The sequence below is a fragment of the Embleya sp. NPDC020630 genome, from assembly GCF_044334985.1.
Classification (GTDB): Bacteria; Actinomycetota; Actinomycetes; order Streptomycetales; family Streptomycetaceae; genus Embleya.
Map to the genome: position 1 here is coordinate 846113 of NZ_JBIRUB010000002.1, position 11915 is coordinate 858027.

At 72.5% G+C, this 11915-nt stretch carries 12 protein-coding genes; 3 read left to right on the forward strand and 9 right to left on the reverse strand.

Going from position 1 to position 11915, the window contains the following annotated elements; all coding sequences use genetic code 11:
• The first annotated feature begins 249 nt into the window (after window positions 1–249).
• Window positions 250–744, forward strand: coding sequence for a DUF3145 domain-containing protein (locus ACH4XV_RS09885; protein ID WP_126642859.1), 495 nt, complete (start codon window positions 250–252; stop codon window positions 742–744).
• 347 nt (window positions 745–1091) lie between these two features.
• Here ACH4XV_RS09885 and fabF read toward each other — a convergent pair whose 3' ends face one another.
• The 9 genes from fabF to ACH4XV_RS09930 all read right to left on the reverse strand — a co-directional run bounded on the left by fabF (window position 1092) and on the right by ACH4XV_RS09930 (window position 10042).
• Window positions 1092–2393 (reverse strand): beta-ketoacyl-ACP synthase II, encoded by a 1302-nt coding sequence (fabF, locus tag ACH4XV_RS09890; RefSeq protein ID WP_395788120.1) that lies wholly within the window; start codon window positions 2391–2393, stop codon window positions 1092–1094.
• A 144-nt stretch (window positions 2394–2537) separates the two neighbouring features.
• Window positions 2538–2783, reverse strand: coding sequence for an acyl carrier protein (locus ACH4XV_RS09895; RefSeq protein ID WP_371863166.1), 246 nt, complete (start codon window positions 2781–2783; stop codon window positions 2538–2540).
• 81 nt (window positions 2784–2864) lie between these two features.
• A complete protein-coding gene (locus tag ACH4XV_RS09900; RefSeq protein WP_380036274.1) occupies window positions 2865–3875 on the reverse strand; it encodes a beta-ketoacyl-ACP synthase III in 1011 nt (336 codons plus the stop codon).
• 73 nt (window positions 3876–3948) lie between these two features.
• Window positions 3949–4902, reverse strand: coding sequence for an ACP S-malonyltransferase (locus ACH4XV_RS09905; RefSeq protein ID WP_395788123.1), 954 nt, complete (start codon window positions 4900–4902; stop codon window positions 3949–3951).
• 97 nt (window positions 4903–4999) lie between these two features.
• On the reverse strand, window positions 5000–6166 hold the full coding sequence (locus ACH4XV_RS09910) for a CdaR family transcriptional regulator (protein ID WP_078975217.1): 1167 nt from the start codon (window positions 6164–6166) through the stop codon (window positions 5000–5002).
• A gap of 307 nt (window positions 6167–6473) precedes the next feature.
• Complete coding sequence (locus tag ACH4XV_RS09915; RefSeq protein WP_395788125.1) at window positions 6474–7187, reverse strand: adenosylcobinamide amidohydrolase; 714 nt, start codon at window positions 7185–7187, stop codon at window positions 6474–6476.
• A complete protein-coding gene (locus ACH4XV_RS09920; RefSeq protein ID WP_395788127.1) occupies window positions 7184–7996 on the reverse strand; it encodes an ABC transporter ATP-binding protein in 813 nt (270 codons plus the stop codon). The genes ACH4XV_RS09915 and ACH4XV_RS09920 overlap by 4 nt, the downstream gene beginning before the upstream one ends.
• Window positions 7993–9045 carry a FecCD family ABC transporter permease gene (locus ACH4XV_RS09925; protein ID WP_395788129.1) on the reverse strand — a complete coding sequence of 351 codons (1053 nt, stop codon included), beginning with the start codon at window positions 9043–9045 and terminating at the stop codon, window positions 7993–7995. The genes ACH4XV_RS09920 and ACH4XV_RS09925 overlap by 4 nt, the downstream gene beginning before the upstream one ends.
• A 10-nt stretch (window positions 9046–9055) precedes the next feature.
• The gene (locus ACH4XV_RS09930; protein ID WP_395788131.1) at window positions 9056–10042 is read right to left on the reverse strand and encodes an ABC transporter substrate-binding protein; all 987 of its coding nucleotides are present in this window, start codon (window positions 10040–10042) and stop codon (window positions 9056–9058) included.
• A gap of 407 nt (window positions 10043–10449) precedes the next feature.
• Between ACH4XV_RS09930 and ACH4XV_RS09935 the strand changes: the two genes are divergently transcribed.
• Both ACH4XV_RS09935 and ACH4XV_RS09940 read left to right on the forward strand, forming a co-directional pair.
• On the forward strand, window positions 10450–10911 hold the full coding sequence (locus ACH4XV_RS09935) for a MerR family transcriptional regulator (protein WP_395788133.1): 462 nt from the start codon (window positions 10450–10452) through the stop codon (window positions 10909–10911).
• Window positions 10889–11887: an aldo/keto reductase gene (locus tag ACH4XV_RS09940; protein ID WP_395788135.1), complete on the forward strand. Its 999-nt coding sequence runs from the start codon at window positions 10889–10891 to the stop codon at window positions 11885–11887. The genes ACH4XV_RS09935 and ACH4XV_RS09940 overlap by 23 nt, the downstream gene beginning before the upstream one ends.
• Window positions 11888–11915 lie beyond the last annotated feature (28 nt).

Consider the following 11915-nt stretch of genomic DNA (forward strand, 5'->3'; position numbering starts at 1 on the left):
GCCGGGAGTGGCGTCGTCGACGGCCGGGCACGTTGAGTGCAGTGGCTCACCATTCCGAGACGGTGAGTAACGAATTGTTCCTTCACATCGGACAATTGCCCACATGTGATTACGGACAGCAACTGGTGCCTGTGGTACATCCGTGGTCTGTGGGGCACAATGGAAAACCGGGATTCGAACAGGCAGTCCGAGACAAGGCTTGAGGCCGCTGGGGAAGGCGAACCTCGTCCTTGAAGCCTGGAGGTCCCGGTGACGACACGTGGAGTTCTGTACGTGCACTCCGCGCCGCGTGCGCTGTGCCCGCACGTCGAGTGGGCCGCAGCGGGCGTTCTTGGCGTGCGCGTGAGTCTGGACTGGGTCCGCCAACCGGTGGCGCCCGGGATGTTGCGGGCCGAGCTGTGCTGGCAGGGCGCGCCCGGTACCGCGTCGCGCCTCGCCTCGGCGTTGCGCGGCTGGCACCTGCTGCGCTTCGAGGCAACCGAGGAGCCCTCGGCCAACGCCGAGGGGGAGCGCTACAGCAACACCCCCGAGCTCGGCATCTTCCACGCCGTCACGGGGGCGCACGGCGACATCCTGATCCCTGAGGACCGACTGCGCGCGGTGCTCGGTCGGGCGGCGCGGGGCGAGGTCGATCTGCGCTCCGAGGTGGAGAAGCTGCTCGGCAAGCCGTGGGACGACGAGTTGGAGCCCTTCCGCTACGCGGGCGAGGGCACCCCGGTGCGGTGGCTGCACCAGGTGGTCTGAGCACGCGGGGGATCCCCGAGACGAAGACATGCGTATAGACATACCGATACGAGCGGCCCTCCCGAATCATCCGGAAGGGTCGCTCGCTTCTCCTGCTTGGGATCGAGAGCGGCCGGCGGAGCGGGTCGCCGGCGGATGCGCCCCGGGGGTACGGCGGGACGAACGATCGCCCTGGCGTGGGTGATTCGTCCCTCTTGTGGGTTGGCTCGGGCCGGTGGTCGCCGGTACGCGAGTACTCCCGAGCACGTCGATCACCGGGTCGGCGGCGCCGGGCTCGGCCGCGAACATTCGTGCCCCCGCCGCGAGATCCGCGACGGGGGCACGAACGGGTGTGCGACGGTGGGGCCTTACTCGAAGCTGCGGAAGGCGACCACGACGTTGTGCCCGCCGAAGCCGAACGAGTTGTTCAGCGCCGCGATCACGCCGTCGGGCAGCGTGCGCGGCTCGCCCCGCACGATGTCCAAGTCGACCTCGTCGTCGAGGTCGTCGACGTTGATCGTGGGCGGCGCGAGGCGGTGGTGCAGGGCGAGAACGGTGGCCACCGACTCGACCGCGCCGGTGCCGCCGAGCAGGTGACCGGTCATCGACTTGGTGCTGGTGACGGTGACCTTGTCGGCCGCCGCGTCGCCCAGCGTCGCGCGGATCGCCTTGAGCTCGGTGACGTCGCCCGCCGGGGTCGAGGTGCCGTGCGCGTTCACGTGCACGATCTCCTCCGGCTCCAGGCCGCCGTCCGCCAAGGCGAGCGCCATCGCGCGGGCGATGTCGCGGCCGGTGGGCTCGGGCTGGGCGATGTGGTGGCCGTCGGAGCTGAGCCCGGCGCCCGCGACCTCGGCGTACACGCGGGCCCCGCGGGCCGCCGCGTGCTCGGCGCTCTCCAGGATCAGGACGCCGGCGCCCTCGCCCATCACGAAGCCGTCACGGCCCTTGTCGTACGGACGGGACGCGCGCTGCGGCTCGTCGTTGCGCTTGGACATCGCCATCATGTTCGCGAACGCGGCCATCGGCAGGGGGTGGATCGCGGCCTCGGTGCCGCCGCAGACCACCACGTCGGCGCGGCCCGAGCGGATCATCTCCAGGCCGTAGGCGACCGCCTCGGCGCCGGACGCGCACGCGCTCACGGGGGTGTGCACACCGGCCCGCGCGCCCAGCTCGATGCCGACGTTGGCGGCCGGGCTGTTGGGCATGAGCATCGGCACGGTCAGCGGGCCGACCCGGCGCGGGCCCTTCTCGTGGAAGGTGTCCCACGCGTCGAGCAGGGTGGTGACGCCGCCGATGCCGGAGGCGATGACCACACCCAGGCGGGTCGGGTCCACCACGAGGGCGTCCGGGGCGTCCTCGGGCGCGGTGTTCTTCGCGGCGTAGCCGGCGTCGAGCCAGGCCTCGCGCGCGGCGATCATGGCGAACTGGCCGGAGCGGTCCAGGCGCCGCGCCTCGACCTTCGGCATGACCTCGAGGGGCTCGACCGCGATCCGCGCGGCGAAGGTGACCGGCAGTTGCTCGGCCCATTCCTCGGTCAGCGCCCGCGCGCCGGAGGTGCCCGCGAGCAGCGCGGACCACGTGGTCGCGACATCGCCGCCGACCGGCGTGGTCGCACCCAGACCGGTGATCACCACGGCCCGCGTGGCGTCGTTGCGCTCGGTCGACTTCACTGTCTTCTCACTCTCACGCTGTGGGTTCGGGCGGCCGGCGTGCCGAGGGTGCGGCGATGCCGGGGCCCGTGGTGTGACTGCGACGGACCGGGCCGGACGCGCGAACGCGGTCCGGCCCGGAGAACGACCGGCGCTACATCCGACCTAGGCGGCGGCCTTGACGATGTAGTCCACCGCGTCGCGGACGGTCTTGAGGCCCTTGACGTCGTCGTCCGGGATCTTGACCTCGAACTTCTCCTCGGCCGCCACGACGACCTCGACCATCGACAGCGAGTCCACGTCCAGGTCGTCGATGAAGGACTTGTCCAGCTCGACCTCGTCCTGGGGGACGCCGGCGATCTCGTTGACGATGTCGGCGAGGCCCTCGAGGACCTGCTCCTGGCTAGCCATGATGCTCCTTGATTGGAATCTTGCGGTGACGTGAAGCCGTACTGCTCGTCCGATCGGCGCCTCGCGGCGACCGACGGGGGACTACGGAAGCGTAATGACCTGCCCCGCGTACACGAGGCCGGCCCCGAATCCCATGATCAACGCGGTCCCGCCGCTGACCGCTTCGCCGCTTTCGAGCATGCGCTCCATGGCGAGCGGGATGGACGCGGCGGAGGTGTTTCCGTTCTCGGCGATGTCGCGGGCGACCGGCACCTCGGGGGGCAGCTTGAGCGCCTTGATCATCGCGTCGGTGATCCGCATGTTGGCCTGGTGCGGGATGAACGCGTCCAGGTCCTCGGCCTTGACGCCGGCGGCGTCCAGGGCCTGCTCGCAGACCTTGGCCATCTCCCACACGGCCCAGCGGAAGACCTTCTGGCCCTCCATCTTGAGCGTGGGGAACTCCTGCTCGCGGTCGTCGCGCAGGTCGTTCCAGTCGACGGTCTGGGTGATCGCCTCGGCCTGGGAACCGTCCGAACCCCACACCACGGGGCCGATGCCCGGGGTGGTCGAGGGGCCGATCACCACGGCGCCCGCGCCGTCGCCGAAGATGAACGCGGTGCCCCGGTCGGACAGGTTGGTCAGGTCGCTCAGCCGCTCGACGCCGATCACCAGGACGTACTCGGCGCTGCCGCCGCGGACCATGTCACTGGCGAGCGAGACGCCGTAGCAAAAGCCCGCGCAGGCCGCGGAGACGTCGAACGCCGCCGCCCGGCCGCCGCCCGCGCCCAAGCGGTGTGCGATCTCGGTGGCGATCGCCGGGGTCTGCTTGAGGTGGGTGACCGTCGAGACGATCACGCAGCCGACCTGCGAGGCGTCCAGACCCGCGTGCGCCAGGGCCTTGCCGGCCGCCGCGACGGACATCTCGGCGACGGTCTCCTCGGGGGAGGCCCAGCGCCGGGTCCGGATCCCGGAACGGGACTGGATCCACTCGTCGGAGGAGTCGATCCGGTCCACCAGCTCGGAGTTGGGCACGATCCGGGCCGGGCGGTAACCGCCGACGCCGAGGATGCGCGCGTGCGCGGCTCCGGCGCGGGGGGTGATGGTTGCGGTCACGCGTGGTCCTCCCGTACGGGTTCGAGGCCGGGTGGGTTCGCGGCCGGGTGCAGAGCGGGTGTCGCGACGGGGGTCACGACGGGCTCTGGGGGCCGGTCGGGCCGCCGTGCGCCTCGACCAGCTTCCGGGCGGCCTCGAGGTCGTCCGGAGTCTTCAGCGCGACCGTCTCCACGCCCGGCATGGCGCGCTTGGCCAGAGCGGTCAGGGTGCCGGCCGGGGTGACCTCGATCAGGCCGGTCACGCCGAGGTCCTTCATGGTCTCCATGCACAGGTCCCAGCGGACCGGGTTGGAGACCTGGCTGACCAGGCGCGCGACCACGTCGTGGCCGTCGCTCAGCACCGTGCCGTCGGCGTTGGACAGGAAGGGGACGCTCGGGTTGCGCACGCTCACGCCCGGGACCAGTTCGGCCAGGCGGTTCACCGCCGGTGCCATGTGCTCGGTGTGGAACGCGCCGGCGACGGCCAGCGGTCGAAGGCGCGCCTTCTCCGGCGGGTCGGCGGCGAACGCGGCCAACTGCTCCAGCGTGCCGGCGGCGACGATCTGGCCCGCGCCGTTCATGTTGGCCGGGGTCAGGCCGTGCTCCGCGATCTTGGCGAGCACCGTCTCGGGGTCGCCGCCCAGGACCGCGCTCATCCCGGTCTGCGTGACCGCGGCGGCGGCGGCCATCGCCCGGCCCCGCTCGCGCACCAGGGTCAGCGCCGTCTCGGCGGAGATCACGCCGGTGGCGGCCGCGGCGGTCAGCTCGCCGACGCTGTGGCCGGCGGCGGCGCGTACCGAACCGGGGACGTCGTCGGGCCGCGGGAACAGCGTGAACGCGGCCACCAGACCCGAGGCGACGAGCAGCGGCTGGGCCACCGCCGTGTCCCGGATCTCGTCGGCGTCGGCCTTGGTGCCGTAGTGGATCAGGTCGAGGCCGGTGACGGCCGACCACCAGCGGAGCCGGTCGGCCACGCCGTCGAGGTCGAGCCAGGGGGCGAGGAATCCGGGCGTCTGAGCGCCCTGTCCGGGGGCGACGAGTACGAGCACGAGGTCAAGCCTCTCTCCTGCGAGGGGTGGCAACCCCTTATCGGCAGGGACGAAGATCCGATGGTGACTTTGTTGGGTTCGTACAAATAGGTGCCGACTAGCTCTCGATCGCGGCCAGTCGGCCGAGGATCAGCGAGACCTGGAGGGTGAATGCGGAACGGGTCTCGGTCGGTACCAGGCCGGTGACGTCCACGACGCGTCGCAGCCGGTAGCGCACGGTATTGGGGTGGACGAAGAGCATCCGGGCGGCTCCTTCGAGACTCGCCGCCTGCTCCAGGTAGACGGAGAGCGTCTCCAGGAGCGCGGAGCCGGCCGCGTGCAGGGGTATGTAGATCTCCTCCACCAACTGCTCCCGGGCCTCGTCGTCTCCCGCGAGCGCGCGCTCGGGCAGGAGATCGTCCGCGGAAACCGGGCGCGGCGCGTCGGGCCAGGCCACGCACGCGCGGTGCCCCGACATCGCGGCCTGGGCGGAGCGTACGGCGGCCAACAGGTCGGGCACCTGGGGGCCGACCACCACCGGACCGGGGGCGAACTGGCCGATCAGCGACCGGGTCGCGCGGATCGGGTCGTCGGTGCCGCCGAGGATGACCACGAGCCGCTCGCCCTGCACCCCGGTGAGCACGTTCAGTCGGGCGTGTCGGCCCGCCCGGTGGATGCCGTCGACGACCTCCTGGGCGTCCGCGTCCGGGGCGTTGCCCACCACGACCATGACCGAGTCCGGCGAGCCCCAGCCGAGTGCCGAGGCCCGGGACAGGATGCCCTCGTCGGCCTCGCCGCGCAGCAGCGAGTGCACCACCAGGGCCTCCAGGCGGGCGTCCCACGCACCGCGCGTCTCGGCGGCGTGCGCGTACACCTGCGCGGTGGCGAAGGCGATCTCCCGGGAGTACAGCAGCAGCGACTCGCGCAACTCCTGTTCGTAGCCGGGCGCGGCCAGGGTGGCGATCTCCGCCTCGACCACCTCGATGGTGGTGCGGATCAACTCGACCGTGTGCGGCAGCGTGATGGTGCGGGTCAATTCGCGCGGCGCGGTGCCGAACACGTCGGCGCTGACCTTCTGCGGGGTCTCCGGATGCCGGAACCACTCGGTGAACGCGGAGATGCCGGCCTGGGCCACCAGGCCGATCCAGGACCGGTTGTCGGCGGGCATGTTCCGGTACCAGGGAAGCGCCTCGTCCATCCTCGCGAGCGCCGCGCCCGCCAGGGCGCCGGCGGACTTCTCGAGCCTGCGGACGGTCGCGGCACGAAGGTCGGGTTGGGGGCTCACGGGCCCATTGTCCTCTGCCCACCGGCCGACTCCGCCGCCGGCTCGCGCGGAGCTGCTTGTTGGGCGCTTCGCGCCGGCTCGCGAGGGACTACTTTTCTGCCCTCCCGCTTCGCTCCTCCGCAGAAAAGCGGCCCCTCGCTCGGGGCCGGGTGTCCCTCCGCTTCGCTCCGGGCCACCCAGCCCAAACTTGGCGGCTCCGCCGCTCTCCGCGCTGCGCGTCGATCTCGGGGGCGGCCTGAGGCGTGGGCGCTGACGCGCCTCGGGGTGGTGGGCCGACGGCTCGGATGTTTCGGGGGGCGGGGCGCGGTCATGCGGGGGCGTGGAGGGTGGTGGTGCGGCGGGATCGGTCGTTGTGGGCGCCGGTGAGGACTGCGGTGTGGACGGCTCGGGCCAGGCGGGCGCCCCAGATCGAGCGGGGGCCGGCGAAGGGTTCGACCGGGGCGTTCGGGTGGGGGATGGCGGCGGCTATGCAGATGGCGTCCGAAGGGGTGCCGGTGCATTGGTGGCCCGCTTCGAGGAGGGCTTGGACCTTGGCCTCGGTGGCCGTGGCGATCGCGTTGACCAGTGCCGCGTCGGACAGGGGGACCGGGATCGCGGCGATGATGTTGATCGTGCCGGGGGGCGGGGTGCCCGGCACGCCCGGGCCGGGGGCGGCGGCCCAGGTGGGGATGCCGATTCCGGTGGTGGCCAGGGCCTCGACGCCCTCGTCCGCGCCGTGGGTCCACGCGGTGACGTCGGCGGCGGTCATCAGGCCCACGCCGGGGCCGGTCAGGCCGAGCGAGGCGGCCACCTCGGCCAGGTGGGCGGCCGGGTCCATGCGGTCGTAGCCCGGGCGGACCTGGAGGTTGAGCACCCATGCGCGTTCGCCGATCCCGCCGCCGAGCAGGGCGGAGGAGATCATCCGATGCGGCCCGGCGCGCCAGAGCAGGGCCGGGCGACGGGTGCCGTCCTCGTCGCGGACGGGCCGCTCCGGGGTGAGCAGGGCGGACGGGGTCGGGCGCGGGTGCGGCGGTGCGGTCACGGGGCCTCCTCGGCGGTGTCTCGGGCCGGCCGGCGAGGGCGGACCGGGTGGACGCGGGGGCGGCCGTCCGGGCCCTGGTCGACGGTGACGGTCGCCTGGTAGTGCTCGGCGATCGTGTCGGGGGTGAGGACGTCGGCGGCCGGGCCGGAGGAGACCGCCCGGCCGCCGACCAGCATCAGCAGGCGGTCCGCGTACTGGGCGGCCACGCCCAGGTCGTGCAGCGTGGTCAGGACGGTCAGGCCGTCGGTGATCCGCAGCGTGTCGACCAGTTCCAGGACCTGCTGCTGGTGGCCCAGGTCGAGCGCGGTGGTCGGCTCGTCCAGGAGCAGCACCGGCGCCTGCTGGGCCAGGGCGCGGGCCAGCACCACCCGCTGCCGTTCGCCGCCGGAGAGCCGGCCCACGTCGCGGGCGGCGAATCGGCCCAGGTCGAGGCGGTCGATCACCTCGCTCGCGATGGCGCGGTCGCGGCGGCCCGGGCGGGCCAGATAGCCCAGGTGGGGGGTGCGGCCGAGGAGCACGTACTCGTGGACGGGCATCTGGTCGGGCACGACCGGGTTCTGGGCCGTGTAGGCGATGGTCCGGGCCAGCTCGCGGGCGGAGAGGCCGCGAACGGGGCGGCCCGCCACGGTGATCTCCCCCACGTGGGGGAGCAGGCCGGCGACAGCCTTGAGAAGGGTGGACTTGCCGGCGCCGTTGGGGCCGATCACCGCCACCCACTCGCCGGGCTCGACGTCGGCGCGCACGTCGCGCAACACCGGGACCCCGTCCCGGTCGACCCCGGCCTCGCGCAGCGACAGGCGCGCGCTCACACGTCCACCTTCCGGGTGCCGCGCAGCACGAGGACGAAGAACGGCGCGCCTACGAACGCGGTGACCACGCCGATCGGCAGTTCGCCGGGCGCGGTCAGGGTGCGGGCGAGCACGTCGGTCAGGACCAGGAAGGTGGCCCCGCACAGCAGCGACATCGGCAACACCCGCCGATAGCTGCCGCCGACGAAGCGGCGCACGAGGTGCGGCACGACGATGCCGACGAAACCGATCAGGCCGCTGATCGCGACCGCCGACGCGGTGGCCAGGGACGCGGCGAGCAGCACCACGAGCCGGACCCGGCCGGCCCGCACGCCCAGACCCGCGGCCTCCTCGTCGCCCACCGACATCACGTCCAAAAGGCGGCCGTGCAGGATCAGCACCACCGTGCTGAGCAGCGCGTACGGCAGGACCATGCGCAGATCGGCCCAGCCGATCCCGGACAGCCGGCCGAAGATCCACGAGTAGATCCGGCGCAGCTCGTCGGTGTTGGCGGACTGGACGTAGGTCTGCGCGGCGGCCAGGAACTGGGCGACCGCCACCCCCGCCAAGACCAGGTTCGCGGTGCCGCCGGAGCGGTTCGCGCCGGCGCCGATGGCATACGCGAGCAGCACCCCGCCCATCGCCCCGACGAAGGAGGCCAGCGGCACCACCGGCACGCCGCCCACGCTGTCCCCGTGCGCGTACACGATCACCAGCGTCGCGCCCAGCCCCGCGCCGGACGCGGCGCCGAGCAGGTACGGGTCGGCCAGCGGATTGCGGAAGACACCCTGATATCCGGCCCCGGCCAGGGCGAGTAGACCGCCCACGGTCACCGCGGCCAGCACGCGCGGCAGCCGCAGGTCCATCAGCACGGCGTGCTGCACCGGGGACAACCCGTGGTCGACGTGCACGAGCGGCAACTCGTCGAGCAGCGCGAGCACCACCCCGCGCGCGGGCAGGTCGGCCGCGCCCACGATCAGACCGAGCACGACCGCGCCGACCAGCGCGGCGCCCGAGCTGAGCAGGGGCAGCAGTGCCGGCCGGCGTCGGATCGCCGCAAGGTCCCGCATGGGCGGGCCGTCAGCCCTTCGCCGCACCGGCCTTGGTGACCGCGTCCGCCACGGCCCGGACCAGGTCCACCACACGCGGACCCCAGCGCGAGGCGACGTCGTCGTCCAGCGCGACCACACCGCCGTTGCGCACGGCCCCCAACCGGTCCCAGCCCGGGCGCTTGGCCACCGTCTCGGCGCTCTGGCCGCCGCCCTTGGCGTCGGCGAGGAAGATCAGGTCGGGGTCGGACTGCACCAGGGCCTCGGCGGACAGCTGCGGGTAGCCCGAACCGCTCTTGTCCGCCTCGTCGGCGATGTTCTTCAGACCGAACTGCGCGTACACCTGTCCGATGAAGGTCTTCGAGGTCGAGGTGAACAGCGTGTTGTCCAGCTCGTGGAAGTAGGTCAGCGGCTTCGCCGGCTTGGGTGTCGCGGCGACGACGGCCGCGATGTCGGCCTTCATCTTCGACGCCACCTCACCCGCCTCGCGGCTGTGGCCGGTGGCCACGCCCAGCGTGTTCAGCTGCGCGTAGGAGTCCTCGAAGGTCTTCGCGGCGGGCGTCAGCACCACCGGGATCCTCAACTTGTTCAGCGCCGCGACCACGCCGTCGGTGTCGTCGGTGGTCACCACCAGGTCGGGCGTGTAGTTGCTGATCGCCTCGACGTTCGGCTTGAAGCCGGACAGCTTGGTCTTGGGCGCGTTCGCCGGGAAGTTCGACTGGTCGTCGACCGCGGTGACCTGGCCGCCCGCGCCGATCGCGTACAACATCTCGGTCGCAGTCGGTGCGAGCGAGACGATCTTCTTCGGCGCGGCGGGGATGGTGACCTTGGCGCCGCCCGAGTCCACCGTCGCGGGGAACGCCTTGGCGTCGGGCCCCGACCCGGTGCCGGCGCCGGACGCCGCCGGCGTGCCCTGGGACTTGTCGTCCTTCGAGTCGTCCGAGCCACCGCACCCGGTGAGGACGAGCGCGCCGAACAGCAGCACGGCGGCGGAACGCAGCAGGGGTACGGATCTCAACGGAAGCTCCAGGTCCACGGGACGCGGCAGGCGTCGGGACCCGTGGGGACGGATCGCCCCTCCTGCGAGGCCGATGTCGTCGGCGCGGACGAGGCGACCCGGCTCGGCCGCGACCCCGGGGAGCGGGGTGGGCCATCACGGTTGCGGGACAGCGCCGGGATCACACCGGACTTCGCTGCGTTCGACGCCGTCGGCGACAAACCGGTCGCCGACGCGCGAACGATATCAACGCCCTCGTTCACCCTCGGTGATTGGGGGTGGTTTGCCGCCCTCGCCCACGCGGTCCGGCGCCGCCGCCGACTTGACCGACGCGTGAGACCGGGGGCTTGCTTGGAGTGCGCTCGAACTCCGTAGCGTTTCCGTCATGCCCGTCCCACCGGGGCGGGCCTCCCACCGGAGGCTTCTCGATGTCGGTACAGCAGACCCGGCCGTCCGCGGACTACGAGGTCGGCAAGTACTCGATCGGCGAGGTGGCCGAACGCACCGGTCTGACCGCGCACACGCTGCGCTGGTACGAGCGGATCGGCCTGATGCGGCACGTCAGCCGCCAGCGCCCCCGGACGGGAGGGGACGGTAACGGGCAGGGGAGTCGTCGTCGCTACAGCGACCACGATCTCGACTGGCTGGAGTTCGTCGGCAAGATGCGCCTGACCGGGATGCCGGTCGCGGACATGCTCCGGTACGCGGAGCTGGTCCGCCAGGGCGATCACACCCGGCGCGCGCGCCGAGAGCTGTTGGCGGACCACCGCGAGGAGGTCCGCAACCGCATCAGCGATCTCCAGACCTGCCTGCTCGTCATCGACCACAAGATCGAGATGTACGCGGACGCGGAGGCGAGCAACGACGATGAGCACTCTCAAGCTGGGTGAGCACGGCCCGGAGATCTTCCCCCAGGGCCTGGGCTGCATGGGCATGAGCGCCTTCTACGCGGGCGCCGAGCACGACGAGTCGGTGGCCACCCTGGAGCGGGCCCTCGACTTGGGGGTCGACCTGTTCGACACCTCCGACGTCTACGGCCCGCACACCAACGAGGAACTGCTCGGGGCCTTCCTGGCCGAGGGCGACCGGCGCGCCCGGGTCACCCTGGCCACCAAGTTCGCGATCAGCTACACCGCCGACGGCGCGCGGGAGATCCGCGGCGACGCGGCCTACGTCAAGCAGGCCGCCGAGGCCAGCCTGCGCCGGCTGCGCACCGATGTGATCGACCTGTACTACATGCACCGCCGCGACGTCCGGGTGCCGATCGAGGAGACGGTCGGCGCGATGGCGGAACTGGTCCGCGAGGGCAAGGTCCGGCACCTGGGCCTGTCCGAGGTGACCGCGAAGGAGCTGCACGCGGCGGCGGCCGTGCACCCGATCGCCGCCGTGCAGTCGGAGTGGAGCCTGTTCACCCGCGACATCGAGGAGAGCGTGGTGCCCGCCGTACGTGAGGTCGGCGCCGCCCTGGTGGCCTACTCGCCGCTCGGCCGGGGCTTCCTCACCGGTGCCTGGGCCAGCGCCGAGACGCTGCCCAAGGGCGACTTCCGCCGGCTCCAGCCGCGCTTCACCGGCGACAACGCCGCGGCGAACGCGGCGATCCTGGCGCCGCTGCGGACCATCGCCGAGGCACACGGCGTCACCCCGGCGCAGGTCGCGCTCGCCTGGGTGCAGTCGCGCACCCGGGCCTGGGGCCTGTCGGTGGTGCCGATCCCCGGGACCACCAAGCGGCACCGCCTGGAGGAGAACGTCGCGGCGGTCGACCTGGTTTTGACCGACGCCGAACTGGCCGCGCTCGAACCGATCGCCGGACAGGTCACCGGTGGGCGCTACCCGGACATGGCGGGCACCTTCAACGACCGCGACTGAGCCGAACTCCCGGCACGCGCTGAGGCCG